This window comes from Algoriphagus oliviformis (assembly GCF_017254915.1).
Classification (GTDB): domain Bacteria; phylum Bacteroidota; class Bacteroidia; order Cytophagales; family Cyclobacteriaceae; genus Algoriphagus; species Algoriphagus oliviformis.
Genome location: NZ_JAFKCT010000006.1, coordinates 104,219 through 127,088, shown reverse-complemented (window position 1 = coordinate 127,088; position 22,870 = coordinate 104,219). Strand labels below are relative to the sequence as shown.

Genomic DNA, 22,870 nt, shown 5'->3' with positions numbered 1-22,870 from the left:
GTGAAGTCAACTGTCCCGGCTAGTCATTTGTTTAGGTGGCTTGGGTTGTTTGGGCTAGGGTAGGGGCGTACGTGCGGTGGCGTGAGACTTGTGCGCTGCGGCGTAGGCGCACCTCGCTGACTTAACGGTTGGCGAGGCCGTCTACTCGATTACCTTGTTGTTCTTTCTGTCGTCACTTTATTCGAAGCCTTAAATAGTAAAAGTCATTTTTGTTTGGCTGTCCATTTTCATTCATAAACTTGTCAACTGAAGCAACTTTTAAAATCAATGAATTATCCGATTCCCAAACAAAGTTGTCTGGCACCCAAATTTGTTGGTCAAGTTCTAAATGTTTTACTAATGAAATTGGCTCAACTTGGTTGTTTTCTTGTCTGTCAATACGCCAAATTTGAAGTCCATTTGGTATTCCTTCAAGTCCGTAAGCCATAGATAAATTTGCTATGAACTTGTCATCAGGTGAAATTGTCGGTGTATTCCAAATTGTTGTTTGTCTTCCTGTTCGCTTGTCAACTAGATAGCATTCATAATGCTCCCAAAAACTGCCAACGACAATGTAAAAGCCAATTTTATCAAACTGTCCCAAGTATTGATATTCTCTAAAATCCGTTTCGTCAGTGTTTAATAATGTGTCTGTAAATGTTACAAATGGCTTCCATTTTCTGTCAACCGGTAATTTAATCTCTCCATTTACCTTTTTAAAAGTTGTCGTGTCATAAAGGATTTTGTCCCTCGATTTGGACTTAGCGGTATAGAAGTCATCAGCGGTTGCATTGGTTATTGAAAAAGTCTGTAAACTGTCAATAGTAACTTCTCTGCTGTTTGATAAAATATTGTCAGCCGATTGCGATTTTTGTCCGAAAGCAGTAATTAAAATTATCAGGGGAACTAATAGTTTTCGTGTCACTTTATAATAAGGAATAGCTTGTTTATTGTTGCATATTTCTAGTGACCAGCTGCCCATATCGGAAGACCATGTACACCTTGGTCAGCATTTATTGAGCAGGGACTAGGTCTTTTTTTTCGGGTCTTCCCGAAATTCTCTTTTGAAGACTGTCCTAGAGATATCATTTCAGCTGAAAACGAAAGGATGTTTTTTTGAGCTCCTTGGAATTTATCCCCTCCCTTTCCTTCCTCCCCAGCCTCGGGTCAGCGTGACACCTCCATACGTCCAACTTCCCGACTTCCTACTCCCTAACTTCCCAGCCTCCCAGCGCTCACTGAGCTCGTCGAAGTGCAATCACCACTCGATTGGGCACATAGAGATGGACTTGCTGATCTGCATCGGTAGGGTAGTCGGTGGTCTTGTCCAGACGCTCGAAGCCCCCGAATTCCTTCTCATCGGAATGGAGCAGAATGCGATAGGTGCCCGCTTCGGCCATGCGGATCGGAAAGCCGAAAAAGGACTCCGTGGCATGGAAGGAAAACACCAAGACCAGGTCTCCCCGCTGGTAGGCCAGGATCTTTTTGTCCGGGTCGAGGTAGAGCTGCTGGGCCGGGCCTGCACTGAGCAGTTCGTGTTCCTTGACGAGCCCGATCATCGCCTGGTCCCAAGCGCCAAGCTGTTGGTAGCGCAGGAGCGGGTCGTCGGCGAGAGACCATTGGCGACGGGCGTATTGATAGCTCCAGTCGTTGCCGAGGCGCGGGAAGTCTACCCACTCGGGGTGGCCAAATTCATTGCCGATAAAGTTCAGATAGCCTTCGCCCCCCAGGCTCAGCGTAATCATGCGGATCAGCTTGTGCAGGGCGATGCCGCGATCTACGACCAGATTTTGCTCCAGCACGGTCATGGAGTAGTACATCTCCTTGTCCATCAGCCAAAAGGCTATGCTTTTGTCCCCGACCAGGGCCTGGTCATGGCTCTCCGCATAGGCGATGGACTTTTCCCGCAGGGGGCGGTTGGTCAGCTCATGCCAGAGCTCAAACATGTCCCACTGCTCGTCCTGCTTGTGCTTGAGTGTTTTGATCCAAAAGTCCGGAATCCCCATGGCCAGTCGGAAGTCGAATCCTATGCCTCCGTCGCTGACCTTTCTGCCCAGTCCCGGCATGCCGCTGACTTCCTCCGCGATCGAGATGGCACTGGGTTTAAACTCGTGGATGAGCGTATTGGCCAGCTGGAAGTAGAGCAGGGCCTCGTCGTCTACACCCGAGTCGAAGTACTTTTCAGCCGAGTCAAAGTCGGTGTGCCCATGGTGGTGGTACAGCATGGAGGTGGCTCCATCGAATCGGAATCCGTCGAAGTGAAACTCCTCCAGCCAGTAGCGGATATTGGAGAGGAGAAACTGCTGCACCTCCCACTTGCCGTAGTTGAAGAGCTTGGAGTCCCAGCCCTCGTGGTAGCCCCGATCGCCGGCATGGAAGTATTGGTCTTCCGTCCCGTCAAACTCGTTGAGGCCTTCGTTCACATTTTTGACCGCGTGGGAATGTACGATGTCCATGATCACGGCGATTCCCATTTCGTGGGCCTTGTTGATCAGGGACTTGAGCTCCTCGGGCGTACCAAAGCGGGACGAGGCCGCGAAGAAGTTGGAGACGTGGTAGCCGAAAGAACCGTAATAAGGATGCTCCATCACCGCCATCATCTGGATGGCGTTGTAGCCTCCGGCTTGGATGCGTGGGAGTATGTTTTCTTCAAATTCTTTGTAGGTGCCGACTCCGAGTTTTTCCTGGGCCATGCCCACATGGCATTCGTAGATCAGGGGCATTTCTGCGGTTTTTTCCAGGGAAAATCCGCCGTCTGTCCAGGCAAAGCTTTCCTCCGGAAACCAGAGCTGCCCGGCAAAATCGTGGGTTTCCTCGTCCTGCACCACCCGGCGGATGTAGGCTGGGATGCGGTCCAGGTCGCTGTCGTTGGCTCCGATGACGCGCACCTTGATGCGGCTCCCATGGATGAAGGTGTGCCGATACTCGGCCTCGGGAAGGAAAATCTCCCAATCTCCCCGATGGTTGCGGCGCAGGGGGTGGGACTGGCGGTCCCACCAGTTGAAGTCGCCGGTGAGGAAGAGCTGCTTGGCTCCTGGGGCCCACTCGCGGTAGATCCAGCCGTTTCTGAACTTGTCGAAGTGAACTCCGTAGTATTCATGGCTTCGGGCAAACTCAAGGATGCTTCCCGAAAAGTCGTTGATCGCTCGGATCGCCGACTGGTAGCGCTCGTGGCGCTGGAGGATGACCGGAGCGAAAGGCTCCAGCCAGGTTTCGTCGGCGAGGATGGGTAGGCTTGTTTGGCTCACAAAAAGTAGGTTTTGGACGCGATTAAATTAGGGATTTTGGGGATTATTGAAGTTGGAAATTTCGCGACTCAATCAAAAAAGTGATTTTTCTCTAACTTTAAGAAAAAACATCCATGAGAAATTCCAACATCAAAGAAGAGCTTCACGCAATGATTGAAAAAGCAGACTCTGAAGTTTTAGAGTTGGTTTATTCCATCTTAAATCCTGCAGGTGAGGATCCGGCTGCGTTGAATGGAGATCAAGTAGCTGAATTGGAAAGAAGGTATGCTGCTCATTTGGAAAAACCTGAGGAGGGATCTACTTGGGAGGAGGTAAAGGGCCGGATTTCAAAAAAAAATAGGTGAGCTACTCACTGATTATTAAACCCGATGCGGAGAACGACATTCGGGAGATTTTTGAGTGGTATGAATCAAAAGCCCTAGGATTGGGGGAACATTTTTTAAATGATCTGGAAAGCAAGCTGGAAAAAATGACATCCGAGCCTGAGGTTTACCAGTTTCATCACATGGATTTTAGGTTTGCTTTCCTAGACAAGTTTCCCGTCTCTGTTCATTTCAAACTGGAGAATAAGACCATTTATGTCTTTGGCGTATTTCCAACTTCCCGTAATCCGAAATCTTGGCGAAAAGGCTAAAGTGATAAAGGGTAGCTAATTAGTGCTTCTCATACACCAGCTCGGGCTCCAAGACTTCCACATTTCCAGCTTCGTTGATGCGGTCGAGCTGTACGGTCTTCAGCTCGTTGACCAGCATGGGGTCGTACTTGGCAGCCACACGGATGTAGTTTTCGGTGAATCCATGCATCTTGCCGTCTTCGATGTCCTCTTCAAAAAGTACCGTGAAGGTCTTGCCCAGGTTTTCTTCGTAAAACTTCCTTCTCTTTTTCTCCGAAAGAATCCGCAGCATCTTCGAGCGCTCGTTGCGCTTTTTCATCGGTACCACGCCGTCCATCTCCGTGGCGCGGGTGTTGGCCCGCTCGGAATAGGTGAAGACGTGGAGGTAGGAGATGTCGAGTTCGTTCAGGAAGTTGTAGGTCTCCAGGAAGAGCTCGTCCGTCTCGCCGGGGAAGCCCACGATCACGTCCACACCGATGCAGGCATGGGGCATCAGCGTTTTGATCTTGGAGACACGGTCTTCGTACAGCTCCCGCAGGTAGCGGCGGCCCATCCTCCTGAGGATGGTGTTGGAGCCGGACTGGAGCGGGATATGGAAGTGGGGCACGAAACGCTCGGATCGCGACGCAAACTCGATGATCTCGTTGGTCAGCAGGTTGGGCTCGATGGAGGAGATGCGGAAGCGGTCTATGCCTTCCACCTCGTCCAGGGCGAAGACCAGATCGGCGAAGCGCTCGTTCCGCTTGCCGTCCACGATGCCAAAGTCGCCGATATTCACACCGGTGAGCACGATTTCCTTCACGTCCGTCGCGGCGATTTCCCGGGCCGAGTCCAATACCGACTCGATGGTATTGCTTCTGCTTTTGCCTCGGGCCAAAGGGATGGTGCAAAAAGCACAGCCATAGTTGCAGCCGTCTTGGACTTTGAGGAAAGTCCGGGTGCGGTCGTTGATAGAGTAGGCGTTGTTGAAGGACTTGGCTTCGGTGATCTCGCTAGCCAGGACTTTGGTTTCCTGTACCTTGGCAAAATCGTCGAGGAGCTCGATGAGTCGGAATTTCTCCGCGGCGCCGAGTACGGCATCCACGCCTTCGATTTCGGAGATTTCCTGGGGCTTCAGCTGCGCATAGCAGCCGATGATGGCCACGTAGGAGTCCGGGGATATCTTTTTGGCCTCCTTGACGATCTTTTTACACTTTTTGTCGGCGTTTTCGGTCACCGAGCAGGTGTTGATGATGAAGATGTCGGGGTTTTCCTGAAAATCTACTTTCAGATACCCTTTTTCCTCGAATTGTCTGCCGATAGTGGACGTTTCTGAGAAATTCAGCTTGCAACCGAGCGTGTAGAAGGCAACTTTTTTCATGGGACTAGAGTGTATTTTATTGGCCATATGGAATCTCGCATGGTCAATAGCATACCTGAAATTGATTTCGAAACCTGCCCGATTTCAAAATTCTCCGGATTTCGAGGGTTTTGCAAAGGTAAGTATTCCCCAGCTTTTTTCAATTTTCCAATTTTCGGGATGAAAACACACTTTTTTCGGGCTTTTGCCTTCAAAAAGGCCATGTTTTTTTGAAAAAAGTGGAAATATTTTCAAAAATGATGTCAAAAACAGGTCTATCTCTTTTTCGAGTGCATATTTTTCTATTTTTGTGGGTGTAATATTAAACCACTTATTGTAGAAATGGCAACACTTAGACAACAAGCCCTGGGAATGGTTCAGGCGAGACCGCGGGTGACAGTTACCCCACCGTCTTCTAAAATTTCGGATTATTTTGGCACCAACGTCTTTGGTTTGGCCCAAATGAAATCTTCTATCGCACCATCCGCCTACAAGCGAGTGATGGAGGCTATCGACAAAGGAACCAAAATCGACACCGCTACCGCCGAAGAGGTGGCAACCGCCGTGAAGACCTGGGCGCTTTCTAAGGGAGTAACCCACTTTACACACTGGTTTCAGCCTTTGACTGGCTCCACTGCCGAGAAGCACGACTCATTCTACGATATGTATGCGGGAATGGAGAAGTTCAAAGCCTCCGCGCTGGTACAGCAGGAGCCTGACGCTTCCTCTTTCCCTAACGGTGGCATCCGCTCCACTTTTGAAGCGCGCGGCTATACCGCTTGGGATCCATCCTCTCCGATTTTTATCCTGGAGAAGACCCTCTGCATCCCTACCATCTTCGTGTCCTACACCGGCGAGGCGCTGGACTACAAGACCCCATTGCTGAAGTCTATGGAAGCGGTAAACGACGCTGCCGTGGAAATCTGCCAGCTTTTTGACCGCAACGTGAGAAAAGTAAGCCCTTCACTGGGTGTGGAGCAGGAATATTTTGTGATCGACAAGGCGCTTTTCGCTGCCCGTCCTGACTTGGTGATGGCTGGTCGTTCCGTATTCGGCCACAGCCCCGCTAGAGGCCAGCAGCTGGAGGACCACTACTTTGGCTCTATCCCTACCCGCGTGAAGGATTTCATGATGGACTTTGAGATCGAGGCGCACAAGCTGGGCATTCCATTGTCCACCCGTCACAACGAAGTGGCTCCAGGCCAGTTTGAAGTGGCTCCTATTTACGAAGAGATCAACAAGGCAATCGACCACAACCAGCTTTTGATGGATGTGATGGACAAGGTGGCTGAGAAGCACGGCCTGAAAGTGCTCTTCCACGAGAAGCCTTTCGCCTTCGTAAACGGCTCCGGTAAGCACAACAACTGGTCCCTGATCACCGATACTGGGGTAAACCTGTTCCAGCCAAGCAACTCTGCCCGTGAAAACCTGCAGTTCCTGACCTTCCTGGTAGCTACCGTGAAGGCGGTATACGATCATGCAGACCTCCTGAGAGCCAGCATCGCTTCGGCAAGCAACGACTTCCGTCTGGGTGCCAACGAGGCTCCTCCGGCGATCATGTCCGTATTCTTGGGCGGTACCTTGACCGACGTATTGGATGAGCTGGAGAAAAACGGCAACATCAAGATCGAGAAGGGCGACAACATGTACATGAAGCTAGGCATCTCCAAGATCCCAGAAATCATCCTGGACAACACCGACAGAAACAGAACTTCTCCATTCGCCTTCACCGGAAACAAGTTTGAGTTCCGTGCGGTAGGTTCTTCTGCAAACTGCGGTCTGCCGATGACTACCCTCAACGTGATCGTAGCCGAAGTACTGAGAGGTATGTACAAGGACATCGAGAAGGAAATGAACGCTGGCAAAGAGAAGAAAATCGCCATCGTCAACGTCCTGAGAAAATACATCAAGGATTCCAAAAAAGTAAGATTCGAAGGTGATGGCTACTCTGAAGAGTGGGCAAAAGAGGCCGAAAAAAGAGGTCTTTCCAACCTGAAGTCTACTCCCGAGGCACTCGACGTGTACGAGAAAAAAGCCACCAAGGAGCTCTACGAGAGACACAATGTCCTCAACCACGTGGAAGTACATGCCCGCCATGAAATCATGCTGGAAGACTTCATCAAGAAGGTGCAGATCGAAAGCCGCGTGATGGGTGACTTGGCGCTGAACCACATCATCCCAACCGCAATCCTGTATCAGAACAAGCTGATCCAAAACGCAAACGGCTTGAAAGGCCTGGGTCTGGATCACGCTGCGGCAGTGGAAACTATCAAGGACGTGGCAAGACACATCGAGTCTGTGAAGGCCAACGTGACTGCGATGGTGGAAGCCCGCAAGAGGCTGAACAAGGAAGACGATATCGTGAAGCGTGCCAAAGGCTACCAGAAGGAAGTCAAAGAAGCCTACTTCGACAAGATCCGCTACTCCGTGGACAAGCTCGAACTGCTGGTGGACGACGAAAGCTGGCCGCTTGTGAAATACCGCGAAATGCTTTTTATCCGCTAGTACTCAGCGAGTACAGTATTCAAAAAACCATCTGAAAAGATGGTTTTTTTGTTTTTCAGCCCTGCTGCTCTTTTCCAAACTTGACATAAATGCAAACTTTGCCTAACGCCCAGTTCACATGGGACTGGCAACTTGCCGGTTATGATCAAGTTCCTTGCATTTTTACCAGCCTTGTTGCTTTTCCAGTCCGGGCTCGACTGGGACGACTGCGAAAGAATGGCCCTGAAAAATCCCCAGCGGGCCTTTGAACTCCTCACCGAGAGGATAGAGTCCGAGCGCGGCGAAGACGACCTCGAGCGGGCGAGAATCCAATCCCTTAGGGGAAAGCTGTTGCTGGATTTTGGGCTATATCAGGAGGCCAGCGTGACACTCTACGAGGCTGAGGAAGTCTTTGCGCAGGAGGATTGTGCGCCCTGTCTTGCCAAAAACCACAACTACCTGGGAGAGCTCTACTACAAGATCAAGGGTGTGCAGGCGGCCTTGGATAGGCATTTTCAGGCTTTGGCTGTTTTCGAGAAAGTCGGAGATCGCGAGGAGCTTGCCAAAACCCAGGGCTTCATCGGGACGATGTACGAGAAGCTGGAAGACTACCCGGAGGCTATCCGCTATCAGAAGCTGGCACTCGCTACGCTAAAGGACAGCCCCCAAAGTCTCGCCGGGGCTTTCGTGCTTGAAAACCTCGGGAGTATCTACGAGGACCTGGAGAGGTACGATTCCTCGAGCATGTATTTTTCCAAGGCCCTGGCGCTAAACCTAGAGCTGGGGGATAGCACCCATCTGCCCGGCAACCTGAACAATCTGGCGGATATCGAGCGCAAGACAGGCAACTACGAGCTGGCCATGCAGCTGAGCGAAAAAGCCAAAGCCGCCAGCGAGGCGTTGGGAAATCTTTACCAGCAAAAGAGCGCCCTCGTGGATATCTCCAAGACCTTCTCCCTGATGGGCAACTACGACCTGGCCTACCAGCGCCTGGAAGAGGCCAGACGCCTGGATGAAGAGATATTTTCGGCGGAGACGGCCCGGCAGCTTTCCATCCAGGAGACCCAATACCGTCTCCAGCAGCAGATTGCGCAGATCCGCCAGCTGGAGCAGGAGTCGGACTTTGAGGATAAGTTTCGCGCCTTGCTGGTGTTTTTGCTATTGCTGCTCGTTGGGATCGGACTTTTGATTTTTAACAGGCAAAAGCTGAAAATCCGAAGTGGCAAAGCCCTGCTGGAGCAGCAGGAGAAGATGCTCCAGATCAAGGAGCGGCTCATCGCCACCGAAAAGGAAAACATCAACCTGCTGGAGGCTCGCATGTCGGTGGAAGTGGAGTCCCAGTCCAAGGCCTTGACCGCCCAGACGGTACATCTCCTCGAGAAAAACCAGATGCTCGAGGGGATCCGCCAAAAACTGAAAAACTCCCTCGACGTCGAGCCCAAAGACCAAAAGAAGCGGATCCGGCACCTCATCAAGCAGATTGACTACAACTTTTCCCAAGATGCGGACTGGGAGGATTTCAAAAACAACTTCGAAAAAGTCCACCAGGATTTTTTCAAGTCCATCTCCAAGGACAGGCTCGAATTGACCCCTGCCGAGATGAAGCTCGCCAGCCTGATCCGGATGAACCTAAGCTCCAAGGAAATCGCCGCGACCCTGGGAATATCCCCCGAAAGCCTGCGCATCGCACGCTATCGCCTGAGGAAAAAGCTCGGGCTGCAAAAAGGCGAAAGCCTCCAGAATTACATCCTCTGTATATGAGTCACAATTTGTTAACTCCATTTTAACATCGATTAATGTGTTGATATATAGCTTGATGTGTGATGTTTTTGATTTTTTGTTTTCGTTTTGTTAACGCTTCTTTTTTCGCTTGTTGCCCAATTGCTAACGCACTTTGCTGGCCTTTCGGCGGCCTCTCTTCTAACATTGCCGAAGCAAAAAACGAGAAGCTATGCATCGAAGAATTACACTGTTTTTAGGAGGGGCTGGTCTCATGACCGGCTTTGCCTGCACGGCTCCCCAAGAGCAGGGCGTGCAGGAAAGTGCCACGCTGGAGGAGACCATCAAGCCGCTCTATGTGACCGGTACCCTGGACCACGACTCGGATGATCCCGCGATTTGGGTCAATCCCCTGGATCCGGCCAAGAGCCTGATCGTGGGTACGGACAAGGACTCGCTCGGTGCGCTCTATGTCTTTGATCTCCAAGGAAACATCATCGACTCCCTGGTGCGCAGAGGCATACAGCGTCCCAACAACGTGGACATCGGGTATGGACTGGAAGTGGGGGGCAAAAAGGTGGACTTTGCCGTGACTGGAGAGCGCTTGACCTCCAAGTTGCGCTTTTTCTCCCTGCCCGACATGACCGAGCTCCACCCCGGAGGTATCGAAGTGTATGTCGGCGAGACTGGCCCAGAATACAAGGATCTGATGGGGGTGGCAGTCTATCAAAGCCCCGAGTCTGGCAAGACCTACGTGATCGCCGGACGCAAGAATGGCCCAACCGACGGAAGCTACCTCTGGCAATACGAAGTGAAGGAAAGCGGGGGACAGCTGGCGCTGGAGCTGGTGAGGAAGTTTGGCAACTACTCCGGCACCAAGGAGATCGAGGCCATCGCGGTCGATGCCGAGCTCGGCTACATCTACTATTCCGATGAGGGAGTGGGGGTGAGAAAGTACTTCGCCGAACCCGAAAAGGGAAATGAAGAGTTGGCGCTTTTTGCCACCGAAGGCTTTGCCGAGGACCACGAAGGCATTTCCATTTACAAGTCCGACGCCACCACGGGATACATTTTGGTGTCCGACCAGGGAGCCAATCTTTTTCATGTTTTCCCAAGGGAAGGAAGCGCGGCCAACCCACACGAGCATAGTCTGATCAAAAAACTGGCCCTGAGCACCGTCTCTAGCGATGGCTCGGAAGTGAGCAGCAAGTCCCTTGGGCCGGACTTCCCGCAGGGGCTTTTTGTAGCCATGTCCGACGACCGGACTTTCCAGATCTACCGCTGGGCAGACCTCGCCCAGTCAATCAAACACCAACAGCCAACACAATAACTCATGAAACGAATTTTGCCATTAATCTTAGCTTTTTGGGCGGTTTCGGCCGTCGGATTTGCGCAGGGTATCCTCAAAGGGAAGGTGGTGGACAGCCAAAACCTCTCCCTGCCCGGAGCCAACGTGCTACTCAAGGGTACCACCAAAGGTACGGTGACCGACCAAAACGGGGAGTTTTCCCTTCTGAACCTGGGCACAGGAGAATACGAGGTGCTGGTCACCTATCTTGGCTACCAAAGTGCCGAAAAGGGTATTTCCATCAGTGATGGCCAAACGAGCGTTCTCAACTTCAGCCTGCAAGAGGGTGCCATACAGGGAGTAGAAGTGATCGTCTTTGGGGACAGGCTGAAAGGTCAAGCCAAAGCGCTCAACCAGCAAAAGACCAACGCCAACATCACCAACATCGTCTCTGCTGACCAGATCGGCAGGTTTCCCGACGCCAACGTGGGCGACGCGCTCAAGCGTATCCCCGGCATCACCATGCAAAACGACCAAGGCGAAGCGCGAAACATCGTGATCCGCGGCATGGCTCCCCAGCTCAATTCCGTCACGTTGAACGGAGAAAGAATCCCTTCCGCAGAAGGTGATAACCGAAACGTACAGATGGATCTCATTCCCTCGGACATGATCCAAACCATCGAAGTGAACAAGGCCGTGCTGCCCAACATGGATGCAGATGCCATCGGCGGATCCGTGAACCTGGTCACCCGCCAAGCTCCGAATGGCCTCCGGGTATCAGGCACTGCCGCCTCCGGCATCAACCTGCTTTCCGACCAGCCCATCTGGACAGGCGCTCTGGTGATCGGCAACCGGTTTTTGGACAACAAGCTCGGAATGATCTTTTCCGGCTCGTACAACAATCACAACTTTGGCTCCGACAACATCGAAGCCGTGTGGTACGAGTCGGATAACGGCGTCGTGCTCGAGGAGTTTGACATCCGCGAGTACCGCGTGCAGCGGGTGAGACGCTCAGCGACTTTGGCTTTGGACTACGAGTTTAGCCCTAACCACAAACTCTTTGTCTCCGGGATGTACAATCACCGCGATGACTGGGAAAACCGGTTCAGGATGCGCGTCAGCCAGTTGGACGATTCCTTTGACGACGGCGACTTCGACCAAGTGTCGCCTGGGGTGTACCAGACTCAAGGCCGCGTGGAGTTTGAGACAAAAGGCGGACTGGATGGTGGCCGAAACAAAGCCGCGCGTCTCGAGGACCAGCGGGTGTACAACCTGACCTTGGGCGGTGACCATTTGTTTAACAAGCTGAAAATGGACTGGAACCTGACCTACGCCAAGGCTTCCGAAGAGCGGCCGAACGAGCGCTACACTTCTTACCGCTCCTCCGGTCAGAATGTGCTGGTGGATGTGTCCAATCCGGAAAAGCCCTTGGCTATCCTGAGCGATATGGACGACAATCTGGCCATCGGGTTCAATGGGCTCTCCGAGCAGTACGGCTACACCTATGACGAGGATTTGAATGCCAAGATGGATTTTAAGCTTCCCTATTCCGACCAGGGCATCCTACAGTTTGGCCTCCGCTACCGCGGAAAAAACAAGGTCAGGGACAACAATTTCTACGAATATGAGCCTTTGGATGAGGATGCTTTCGGAGCGACCATAGCCGACGTGCCCCACAGGGACTATTCCGACCCAAACTTTCTTCCCGGTTCCCAATACCAAGCGGGCACGTTTGTGGATCCCAAGTTTTTGGGAGGTCTGGATCTGAAGAATCCGGGCTTGTTTGAGGAGTCGGACGTAAAGGAAGAATACGTCCCGGGCAACTTTACCGCCAAGGAATCCATCACCGGAGCCTACGTGATGGCTGACCACCAGTTTTCCGAAAAGCTGTCTGTGATCGGGGGATTGAGACTCGAGCATACCTCCATCGACTATGTCGGCAACATTTTCGATATCGACAATGAAGAGAGCAGACCTGCCGAAGGCGAGCAAGACTATACCAACCTGATGCCCGGCCTGCACTTCAAGTACGACCTAAACTCCAATTCCATCCTGAGGTTTGCCTGGACGAATACCATCGCCCGTCCCAACTACTATGACTTGGTGCCCTACGCGGCCTTTAGCCCAGAGGACGAGGAGCTGAGCCGTGGCAATTCCAACCTGAAGCCAGCTACCTCCATGAACTTCGACCTGATGGCCGAGCGGTATTATGAAAATGTGGGCTTGTTTTCCGGTGGAGCCTTTTTCAAGGATATCGATGACTTCGTGTACACCATTACCACGCAGGGATACAGCGATCCACAGTTTGGGGACGATTTGGAATATTCCAGACCCGAAAATGGCGGTAGCGCCCAGGTGTATGGTTTCGAGACCTCCTTCCAGAGACAATTGCTCAAAAACTTCGGCGTATACCTGAACTACACCTTTACCAAATCCAGCACCAGCGGAATCGAGGGTAGGGAAGAGGACGACTTGGAGCTTCCGGGCACGGCAGGCCACATGTTTAACGCCTCGCTTTCCTACGAAAACAAGCGACTGGTGGTGCGTCTTTCGCTGAACTATGCCTCTGACTACATCGATGAGCTGGGCGGGGAGAGCTTCGAAGACCGATACTACGATCAGCAGACTTTCCTGGACGTGAATGCCTCCTACGCGATCACTCCAAAATGGAGGGTTTTTGCCGAGGGAAACAACCTGACCAACCAGCCTCTGCGCTACTATCAGGGCATCCAGTCCCGCACCATGCAGGAGGAATACTACAATGCCCGATTCAACTTCGGGGTGAAGTTTGACCTGTTTGACTGACGGCGCGAGTTTGACCAGACTGAGACCGGCTTCCCTGGAGCCGGTCTTTTTTTGGCTAAAAACAGAGGGGGATTTCCGATTTCCAAAGACTCGGTTCCTTTCTGGCGCAAACTTTGGGTTTGGAAATAATGGGTTAAATTTGCCCTGCCTGACTCATCCCGTTACGATCGGAACTATGCGAAATCTGTTAATCTTTGTTTTCTTATTTTTTGCCGGCCAGCTTTCAATCGCCCAAGGAATCCCTGAGGAGTATGTGAGTGCCAAAAATATGCTCCAAGCCAAAGACTACTGGGGAGCGATCAATGCCTTCAAGCCCCTGACCGATGCCGACAAATACGGCAATCTGGCCAACTATGCGGCTTTTCATCTGGCGGAGGCGGCGGTAGCGGCCAACCAGCCCGCTCAGGCGATCAGCGCGCTTCAGCCGGTCTATGGCAAAAATTGGAACAAATCCGATGAGGCCAAGTACCTCCTGGCCATCGCCTATTTTCAAAACAACCAGAATTCAGAGGCGCTCCGCGTCATCAAAAGCATTAAGGACGACCAAATCCAAAGCCAGGCTTACAATGCGACCTACGAGTACCTGAGCCAGGCTACTGCCAGCTATCTGGTGGCAAACCTGGAAGAGTTCAAGGCAAACGAAGGCTATACTGCCGCCTTGGCTTCAGTACTGCAAAAGCAGAGCATCATGTCGGCCAGCGAGATCGCGGCGCTCAAGCAGATCAAATCCCAGACACCTTCCAAAAACCAGCCCAAGGACGAAATCCTCGACTTGGTGGTGATTTTGCCTTTTACCGGTTCCGGCGCTTCCTCGATTTCCAATGTGAACCCAGGCGATTTCGTCTTTGAGCTCTATCAGGGGATTGAGTTTGGCGTGGATCAGATGAAGGCGGAGGGGAAAAAAGTCAAGCTGATGACCTTTGACTCCAAGAGAAACCTGGAGCATCTGGCAAACCTTCTCAACGACCCCGAGGTCAAAAAAGCAGACGTGATCATCGGCCCCATCTATCCGGAGGAAAGTGAGCTGGTCAGCGCCTTTGCCGAGCGGGAGGAGATTCCTTTTGTCCACCCGCTGTCCAATTTGGGCGAGCGCTTCGAGGATGCGGAGTACAGCTACCTGTTTCGCCCCTCGGTGATTTCGCTTTCCGCAGGGATCATCTCCGGCCTGAGATCCCAGCGATGGGGAAGCCGGGTGGCTATCGGCTACAGCGGCAGCTCCCGGGATGAAAAGCTGGGGCTTCTCCTCCGTGATGAGCTTCAAAAGGCGGGATTCCAGGTGACCAAGGTCCAGCGGGTAGATCCAAGAAATGCCTCTTCTTTCCTGCAGGGACTCGGGGTAAGCCGTGGCAGTACGCCGTCCGTGGACCAGATTGTCATGCTGGCGGACGATCCAGCCATCGGCCAGTCGGTCTTTTCCCTCATGGAAAGCATCACCACTTCCGTACCGGTGCTGGTGATGGACTCCTGGTTGGGATTCAACTTCGCCAATTTTGAGATGCTGGAATATCCCAACTTCTATTTCATTTCAAACAACACCCCCATGTTTGACTCCGAGCCCATGGCCAAGTTTCGTAGTCAGTACTACGAACGCTATTTGGCCTATCCCGCGATGAATACCATCCTGGGCATGGAGCTGGTCAATTGGCTGGGGGCAAACCTTACCCCGAGCTACGCTTTTGACCTCAGAAGGGGACTCAACCAGCGCGCTTTCCAGCAAGGCAAGCTGACTTGGGGATTCAATTTTCAAAACTCCAACAACAACAGCTATACGCCGGTGTTCAAACTCGAGGCTGGCGAGCTGATTCCTTTACAGTAAACCATGCAGATTTCTGAAAGCAAGGGGCTCTTTGCCCATGCCAAAAACTTCATTCCCGGAGGGGTCAACTCTCCCGTTCGTGCGTTTCGGGCCGTAGGGGGTGATCCCATTTTCATCAGCAAGGCCGACGGTGCCTACCTCCACGATGCGGACGGCAACTCCTACATCGAGCTGATCAACAGCTGGGGACCGATGATCCTGGGGCACAACCATCCACTCATCCGTGAGGCGGTCATCAAGGCCATGGAAGACGGGACGTCTTTTGGCGCGCCGACGGCCAGGGAGGTGGAGATTGCCGAGCTGATCGTGGGCATGGTGCCGTCGGTGGAGAAAGTCCGCATGGTCAACTCCGGCACGGAAGCGACCATGTCCGCCATTCGCGTGGCCAGAGGCTACACCGGACGGGACAAATTCATCAAGCTGGAGGGGCACTACCATGGCCATGGGGATTCTTTCCTGATTGCTGCCGGTTCTGGGGCGATCACCATGGGGCATCCCGACTCTCCGGGAGTGACCCAAGGCACAGCGAAAGACACCCTTTTGGCTCCCTACAACGACCTCCAGGCCATCGAAAATCTGGTCATCGCCAATGATGGCGAGATTGCGGCTTTGATCCTGGAGCCCGTTCCCGGCAACATGGGCCTCTGCCTTCCCAATCCCGGATACCTGCAGGGATTGCGCGACATCTGTACCCGCGAGGGGATTGTCTTGATTTTCGACGAGGTCATGACCGGTTTCCGGCTGGCAAAAGGCGGTGCGCAGGAGCTGTTTGGCGTCACGCCAGACATGACTACCATGGGCAAAATCATCGGTGGAGGCATGCCGGTGGGAGCCTATGGAGGCAAAAAGGAAATCATGGAGTTTGTCTCTCCTGCGGGTCCGGTGTACCAAGCGGGTACCCTCTCCGGCAATCCCATCGCCATGGCGGCGGGCCTGACCATGCTCCACTACCTGAATACCCACCCCGAAGTTTATACCCGTCTGAACGAAATCGGAATGCAGATCGCCAGCGGCATCTCCTCGATCAACCAGGGACTCGGTTTGGACTTCACCATCAACCAACTGGGAAGCATGTATTCCCTGTTTTTCACACAGGAATCGGTGACGGACTTTGAGTCTGCGAAGACCTCTGATACGGCTTTGTTTGGCAAATACTTCCAGGCCATGCTGCACCGCGGCGTGTATCTGGCGCCTTCCCAGTTTGAAAGCCTTTTCCTTTCCACAGCACTCAGCGATGACCTGATCGGAAAGATCCTCCAAGCGCACGAGGAGAGCATGAAGGAGATTTTGATGTAGATCAAAGGCCGGGATCAACACCGGCCTTTTTTGCTGAAAAGCGAACTCACCCGGCGGGCAAGGCTGTTAAGAGACCGAAAAAAAGGTCGGGTAGGAAGACTGAAAAGTCTTCCTACCCGACCTTCCAGCTGGGGAAACTTGGCTGTCATTCCCAATAAACAAACCAAACATGTCCATCAAAGTGTACGGTATCAAGAGTTGTGATACCATGAAGAAGACCTTCAATTTCCTGGAGGAAAAAGGAGTCGATTTCGAGTTTACCGATTACAAAAAAGTAGCCATTAGCCCGGAGCTGTTGGAGGGATTTTTGGAGAAAAGCCCGCTGGAAGCGCTCGTGAACAAAAAGGGGACGACCTATCGCAAGATGGACGATGCCCAAAAAGTAGCGCTGGAAAAGGCGGAGACGGCCATTCCCATCCTGATCGAAAACCCCAGCATGATCAAGCGTCCCCTGATCACCTATCCTGACGGAAGCCAGACCCTGGGGTTTGACAAGGAGAACATCACTTCGCATTTGTCCTAATACACGATCGTGTCAGTCGGAAGCGGAGGCAGCCGGTAGTTTCCTTTTTCCAGGAGAAAAGAGAAGACCCCGCCTGATTCATCCGCGCTGGCTGGCGTATCAAAGACGAATACCTTGGCGAGATTCGGGTGGTTTTGCAGTGCTTTGAGCTGGGGAAGGCTTACTTGGGTCTTGTTGAGGTAGAGGTTTTTTAGATTGGGGTTGGACTGGAGGGCGGAAAGTTTTTCTCCTGAAATGTCCGTCTCGTTCAGCTTCAAAACGGTCAAGTTCGGAAGGCTCTGGATGGAGTCCAGGATCTGGTCCGTCACCTGCGTGCCTGAGAGGTCCAAATAGGCGATTTGATCGCTGGCAGGCTTGAGCTTGGTCCAGTCCGCATCCGCAAACTGCCCGTAATTCACGCAGGAAACCATCAGCCAAGCCGATTCTTTGTCCACCGTTTCTGCGAAAAATCCGTCGGTTTTTAGTTTTTTGAGGGTTTCATCGGCTAGCGGCGGCACTTCGGCGCTAGGGTAGAAGGGCGCTTCGGTTTTTTCCATAAAAGGCTCCAGGGTCTCCACCGAGATGTCCGCCTCACCCAGCTTGGATTCGGTCTTTCCCCCCAGGGCAATCCAAGCCCTGATCAGCTCGATCTCTTCTTTCTGTAGCTGGCGCTTGTCCTTGGGAGGCATGTGGTCCTCGTCCTCCTTGGGCAGCACGAGCCGGGCAAACAGCGCGCTGGCTTCGGCATCTCCGCCACTGAGGATGCTGCCATCCTCCCCGCCTTGGAGGAGGGCTTCGTAGGAACTCAGATCCAGCTCGCCTTTGTGGTTTTTGGCGTTGTGGCAGCTTTTGCAGTTTTGGTTGAGGATGGGCTGAACCACATGCTCGTAGTAGGCCAGCTCCTCCCAGCCCTCTGCGGGCAGTTTTGGCCCGGTGTTTTCCCCAGTCTCGTAGCCGAGCAGCTGCTGCATGCCAGCAGGAAGTGGCTCGATCAGGTAGGTTTCCCCGTGGGTGATGTTTCCCCCGAGATGGCCGGTAAACATCAGCAGTGCGACCAGTGCGGCGGATTTGGCTTTGAAAAAGGAAGGGAAATCCTCCTTTTTACCCAACTCATAATACAGCCAAAAAGCAGTGGCCGTGGTCGCGAGTCCAAGGAAAAAATGGAACTGGACAGAGTCCCAGGTAAATCCTTCGTAGCGATACTGAAGAAAGCCGGAAACGGAGGAAAGAACGCCCGCCATTCCGCCGAAGAGAAACGCCAGCCGAATCGAGGCGAGATGGGTGTTTTGCCCTTTCCTCGACAGGAAAACCAAAATGATCCCGAACAGCAAGATGCCGATGGGGAGATGGACAAGAATGGGGTGAAACCTTCCGAAAAGCGGAAAAACAAACTGGATCATTGGGGCTAGACTTGTCTGGACTTCGAAAGGTGGGAAACTGGGCAAGCGTGATTTTTGGGCATGTTAAGCGATGATTTTTCGGATCAGTTCTCCTTCGACGTCGGTCAGCCGGAAAGGCCTTCCCTGGAAGTCGTAGGTGAATTTCTCATGGTCAAAGCCCATGAGGTGGAGTAGGGTCGCATGCAGGTCATGCACGGAGGTGCGCTCGTCCACGCCGGAGAAGCCGAAGTCATCGGTGATGCCGTAGCTTGCGCCCTTCCTGACACCTCCCCCGGCTACCCACATGGTGAAGGCATCGGTGTGGTGGTCCCGGCCTTTGAAGCCCTGCACTTTGCCCTCGCGGTTTTCCTGCATCGGCGTCCTGCCAAACTCCCCGCCCCAGACCACCAGCGTGTCTTCCAGCAAGCCCCTTTGCTTGAGATCCAGCAAAAGCGCAGACATGGGCCGATCGATCTGCCGACATTTGTTGCGAAGACCCATGTCGATAGAGCCGTCTTTGTCGGTGCCGTGCGTGTCCCAGCCCCAGTCGTAGAGCTGGACTACGCGAACGCCCTTTTCCACCAGTTTTCTGGCGAGCAGACAGTTGTTGGCAAAGGACTCCTCACCGGGCTGGGTGCCGTAGAGCTGGTGGATGTATTCCGGTTCGTCATTGATGTTCATCACCTCCGGCACCTCGATCTGCATGCGATACGCCATCTCAAACTGGTTGATGCGTGCAAGGATCTCCGGATCGCCGATGGATTCAAAATCTTCCTGGTTGGCTTGGTTGATCGCTGAGATTACGTTTTTCTTCAGGTCGCGGGACATGCCGCTGGGGTCTTCGAGGTAGAGCACGGGGTCGCCTTTGGAGCGGCACTGCACGCCTTGGTAGACTGAGGGCAAAAAGCCGGAACCCCAGACGCTTTTTCCCGCATCGGGCGTTTTTCCCCCCGAGGTCAGCACGACAAAGCCGGGAAGGTTCTGGTTGACCGTGCCGAGGCCGTAGGTGACCCAACTTCCCAAGCTCGGGCGGCCGAGTCTGGGAGATCCGGTCTGCATGAAGAGCTGTGCGGGGCCATGGTTAAACTGATCGGTGTGCATGGCCTTGAGGAAAGCCACTTCGTCCACCACTTTCGAAAAATGCGGGAGGTAATCGGAGACCCAAGCGCCGGATTGCCCATGCTGGCTAAAAGTGGCCTGGGGGCCGAGCATTTTGGGGACCCCTCGGATGAAGGCAAACTTGCGTCCCTCCAGCAGGCTTTCGGGGCAGTCCTGGTCGTGCAGCTTGGCCAGCTCGGGCTTGAAGTCAAAGAGCTCCAGCTGGGAAGGTGCTCCCGCCATGTGGAGGTAGATGATGGATTTAGCCTTGCCCGCAAAGGGTGGAGGAAGCGGAGCCAGAGGGTTCAAATCCCGCTCGCTGAGGTTGAGGCCGGTTTTGGCCTGTCCGTCTTTTCCGATTTCGCAGCCAAAAAGCAAGGGAGCCAAAGCCAGACCGCCCACTTTGCTCACGCAATCCCTGAGAAAGTGCCTTCTGGTTTGGGTTTGCAGCTTTTGGACTTGCAGTTCGCTCAGGAGTTTTTCCAGGTTCTTCATTAGGGCTTGGTTAGAAATTCATCCAAATTCATCATCGCATTGGCCACCACGGCCATGGCCGCCAGCTCGGCGTCGGCATCGGGATAAAATTCCATCGTCGCTTCCGGACTGGCTTCGAATTCTTTTCTTGCCTGGACAAAGAGCCCGTCCATGGCTTTTTGTTTGGAGGCAGAGATAGGCTGAAGTATCAGAGCCTTGTAGATTTCGGGAATGGCTTTGTCCGGGTTTTGCCCGGAAGACTCCCATAGATTTTTTGCCAAAACCTGGGCTGCTTCCACGTACACGGGGTCATTGAGCGTGACCAGCGCCTGCAAGGGCGTGTTGGTGACGATTCTTTTGCTGAGGCAGACCTCCCGGCTTCCCGCGTCAAAGGAGATAAAGGAAGGGTAGGGGCTTGTGCGTTTCAGGAAGGTGTAGATTCCCCGACGGTACTTGTCTTCGCCTTCGCTTTCCGTCCAGGACTCGCCGTTGTATACGGTCATCCAGATGCCCTCGGGCTGGACGGGTTTGACGGGCTTGCCGTACATCTTTCTGCTCAGCAGCCCGCTGACGGCCAAAGCCTGGTCTCTGACCTGCTCCGCAGAAAGCCTAAACCTAGGTCCGCGGGCATACCATTGGTTGCCGGGATCGGCTTGGAAAGCCTCCGGAGAAATGTCGGCAGACTGGCGATAGGTATCGGAAAGGACGATCTCGCGGATCAGGCTTTTCATGCTCCATCCGTAGTCATTCATGGTCTTCCAGGCCAGGTAGTCCAATAGCTCGGGGTGGGAAGGCGGATCGGACTGGGTGCCCATGTCTTCCACGGTCGAGACGATGCCCCGGCCAAAGAGCTGATCCCAAACCCGGTTGACCAAGGTCCGTGAGGTCAAGGGGTTGTCCTTGGCAGTAAGCCAATAGGCCATGCCCAGGCGGTTTTTCGGCCAATCGGCATTCCAGGTGCCAAGCTCCGTTGGCGTGGTCGATTCCACCTTTTCTCCCAAAACCATCCAGTTGCCGCGCTCGAAGACCTTGGTCTCGCGGGCCATGTAAGGAGGGTTTTCGATGAGGATCGGCAGCTTGGTTCCCCTGAACTCCAGCAGCTCATCCCACTGGCTTTTGACCTGGGCATAGCCGGGTTTTTCCTTGCCTCCGAACGTAGGGACAAAGGCAAACCACACGATGGTCGAGGTGTTTTGCTGCGGGCCTGCTTTGGGATTGTTCGCTTCGATGTATAGGTCGAGGGCTTCGTGCTGCACTCGGAAAGGAATCTCCCGGACGATGTCTCCTTGCGTTTTGTTCATGACGAAGCTCGCCAGGATCTCGCCCTCCGCATTGGTTTTTCGGATGGTCACCTTTGTGCCGTCGAGGCCTGTCCGGTAGCTCATGAGCATTTGGTCGGAGCCTTGGGTGTCGATGTTTTTGTAGACGGCAGACCCGCCAGACCTCAGCCCCAGCCACTTGGTGTCGATGAGCTCGGCATTTTGGAAATCTGTAGCTAGGTGAGCCGCATATTTTGGCTCGTAAAATCTCAGGAAATCCTCGCGGAGCTTGGCTTGTTTTTCGCCTTCGTGGGCGGCGGTCCAGTCGAGGATCTGCTGCATTTTTGCCTGGTCTTCCGCTTCGTAAAACCTCAGCTTGGGCTCCTCGTCGTGGGTGTCCTCGTCCCGGGAGTTGTTGAAGAAGGCCAAAGACTGGTAATACTCCTCATGGCGGATGGGATCGTAGGGATGGCTGTGGCACTGTACGCAAGCCATGGTCGTGCTTTGCCAGACTTCGAAGGTAGTGTTCACCCGATCCATCACTGCAGCTACCCGGAACTCCTCGTCTTCGGTGCCCCCTTCGTCATTGTTCATCGTGTTGCGGTGAAAAGCCGTCGCGGTGAGCTGGTCTTGGGTAGGATGGGGCAGGAGGTCCCCGGCCAGCTGCTCGATGGTAAACTGGTCAAAAGGTTTGTCTTCGTTGAAAGAGCGGATCACGTAATCGCGGAAGGGCCACATGGTACGGGAGACGTCCCGCTCGTAGCCCTTGGTGTCGGCGTAGCGGGCCAGGTCTAGCCACCAGGTCGCCCACTTTTCCCCATAGGCTTCATCCTGCAGCAGTGCGTCGACGGCCTGTTCGTAGCTGATTTTTCCGGAGGAAAAGCCGGCGACCAAATCCCCGGAAGGGGGCAAGCCGGTCAGGTCTAGGGAAACCCGACGGAGCAGCTTCATCGGGCTTTCGGCGGGTGCTGGAGTCATTTCGAGTTCCTCCAGCTTGGTTTGGACGAAATAGTCTATGGGCTTTTGGGAAGAAGAGCCGTTTTCAGAAAAGCCCGCGGATTGGATTTCGCCGGGGACTTCGGGTTTTGCGACCGGCTCATAGGCCCAGTGCTTGCCCCATTTAGCCCCTTGCTTGATCCATTTTTTCAAAAGATCGATCTCTTCCTCGCTGAGCGGACTGCGCTCATAGGGCATACGGAGCTCAGGATCGGAGTGGGTAAGTCGGCGGATCAATTCGCTGGAGCCGGGGTCGCCGGGGACGATCGCGGGATGGCCGGATTCGGTGGGAGCGAAAGCCTCTTCTTCAAACAGTACACTGAAGCCCCCGCTTTTCTTTACCCCGCCGTGGCAGGAGATGCAGTGCTTGTTGAGTATGGGTTTGATCTCGGTACTGAAATCTACCTCATCTTCGCTGTTCCAAGCGAAATAGGCGATTCCTATACCGAGGAGGATGGTGATCAGTATGCTCAGCCTGGACTTGCTCATTTTGGGCTTTTTGGACAGAAGGCCTAAAGTAGGAGATATTCGCACTGAAAGAAAATTTCACGGTGACGAATGGTCTAAATTAAAAA

15 protein-coding genes are annotated in these 22,870 nt (G+C 53.3%); 9 read left to right on the top strand and 6 right to left on the bottom strand.

Annotation, left to right across the window (positions count from 1 at the left end; genetic code table 11):
- Positions 1–172 precede the first annotated feature (172 nt).
- Both J0A68_RS14695 and J0A68_RS14690 read right to left on the bottom strand, forming a co-directional pair.
- Entirely contained in the window at positions 173–961 is a 789-nt protein-coding gene (locus J0A68_RS14695) for a hypothetical protein (protein WP_206578976.1), read from the bottom strand.
- Positions 962–1,214: 253 nt separating this feature from the next.
- Positions 1,215–3,227: an alpha-amylase family glycosyl hydrolase gene (locus tag J0A68_RS14690; RefSeq protein WP_317195122.1), complete on the bottom strand. Its 2,013-nt coding sequence runs from the start codon at positions 3,225–3,227 to the stop codon at positions 1,215–1,217.
- 113 nt (positions 3,228–3,340) lie between these two features.
- Between J0A68_RS14690 and J0A68_RS14685 the strand changes: the two genes are divergently transcribed.
- Entirely contained in the window at positions 3,341–3,571 is a 231-nt protein-coding gene (locus J0A68_RS14685; RefSeq protein WP_206578975.1) for an addiction module protein, read from the top strand.
- Positions 3,568–3,861, top strand: coding sequence for a type II toxin-antitoxin system RelE/ParE family toxin (locus J0A68_RS14680; protein WP_206578974.1), 294 nt, complete (start codon positions 3,568–3,570; stop codon positions 3,859–3,861). Before J0A68_RS14685 ends, J0A68_RS14680 begins: the two co-directional genes overlap by 4 nt.
- A gap of 19 nt (positions 3,862–3,880) precedes the next feature.
- On the opposite strand, the gene mtaB is transcribed toward J0A68_RS14680, so the two are convergent.
- Positions 3,881–5,200, bottom strand: a complete 1,320-nt coding sequence (mtaB, locus tag J0A68_RS14675; protein ID WP_206578973.1) for a tRNA (N(6)-L-threonylcarbamoyladenosine(37)-C(2))-methylthiotransferase MtaB — start codon at positions 5,198–5,200, stop codon at positions 3,881–3,883.
- A 321-nt stretch (positions 5,201–5,521) separates the two neighbouring features.
- Here mtaB and J0A68_RS14670 point away from each other — a divergent pair, with 321 nt between their 5' ends.
- From J0A68_RS14670 to J0A68_RS14640, 7 genes are all read left to right on the top strand, one after another.
- Positions 5,522–7,684 (top strand): glutamine synthetase III family protein, encoded by a 2,163-nt coding sequence (locus J0A68_RS14670; protein ID WP_206578972.1) that lies wholly within the window; start codon positions 5,522–5,524, stop codon positions 7,682–7,684.
- Between the two features lie 141 nt (positions 7,685–7,825).
- On the top strand, positions 7,826–9,424 hold the full coding sequence (locus J0A68_RS14665; protein WP_206578971.1) for a tetratricopeptide repeat protein: 1,599 nt from the start codon (positions 7,826–7,828) through the stop codon (positions 9,422–9,424).
- A 190-nt stretch (positions 9,425–9,614) separates the two neighbouring features.
- Positions 9,615–10,712 (top strand): phytase, encoded by a 1,098-nt coding sequence (locus J0A68_RS14660; RefSeq protein ID WP_206578970.1) that lies wholly within the window; start codon positions 9,615–9,617, stop codon positions 10,710–10,712.
- Between the two features lie 3 nt (positions 10,713–10,715).
- Positions 10,716–13,475: a TonB-dependent receptor gene (locus J0A68_RS14655; protein ID WP_206578969.1), complete on the top strand. Its 2,760-nt coding sequence runs from the start codon at positions 10,716–10,718 to the stop codon at positions 13,473–13,475.
- 175 nt (positions 13,476–13,650) lie between these two features.
- Complete coding sequence (locus J0A68_RS14650; RefSeq protein WP_206578968.1) at positions 13,651–15,291, top strand: tetratricopeptide repeat protein; 1,641 nt, start codon at positions 13,651–13,653, stop codon at positions 15,289–15,291.
- A gap of 3 nt (positions 15,292–15,294) precedes the next feature.
- The gene (gene hemL / locus J0A68_RS14645) at positions 15,295–16,587 is read left to right on the top strand and encodes a glutamate-1-semialdehyde 2,1-aminomutase (RefSeq protein ID WP_206578967.1); all 1,293 of its coding nucleotides are present in this window, start codon (positions 15,295–15,297) and stop codon (positions 16,585–16,587) included.
- Positions 16,588–16,756: 169 nt separating this feature from the next.
- Entirely contained in the window at positions 16,757–17,110 is a 354-nt protein-coding gene (locus J0A68_RS14640) for a Spx/MgsR family RNA polymerase-binding regulatory protein (RefSeq protein WP_206578966.1), read from the top strand.
- Here J0A68_RS14640 and J0A68_RS14635 read toward each other — a convergent pair.
- From J0A68_RS14635 to J0A68_RS14625, 3 genes are all read right to left on the bottom strand, one after another.
- Entirely contained in the window at positions 17,107–18,489 is a 1,383-nt protein-coding gene (locus J0A68_RS14635) for a c-type cytochrome domain-containing protein (protein ID WP_206578965.1), read from the bottom strand. The genes J0A68_RS14640 and J0A68_RS14635 overlap by 4 nt on opposite strands.
- Before the next feature lie 63 nt (positions 18,490–18,552).
- A complete protein-coding gene (locus tag J0A68_RS14630; RefSeq protein ID WP_206578964.1) occupies positions 18,553–20,061 on the bottom strand; it encodes a DUF1501 domain-containing protein in 1,509 nt (502 codons plus the stop codon).
- Positions 20,061–22,784: a DUF1553 domain-containing protein gene (locus J0A68_RS14625; protein WP_206578963.1), complete on the bottom strand. Its 2,724-nt coding sequence runs from the start codon at positions 22,782–22,784 to the stop codon at positions 20,061–20,063. The genes J0A68_RS14630 and J0A68_RS14625 overlap by 1 nt, the downstream gene beginning before the upstream one ends.
- Between the last annotated feature and the right edge of the window lie 86 nt (positions 22,785–22,870).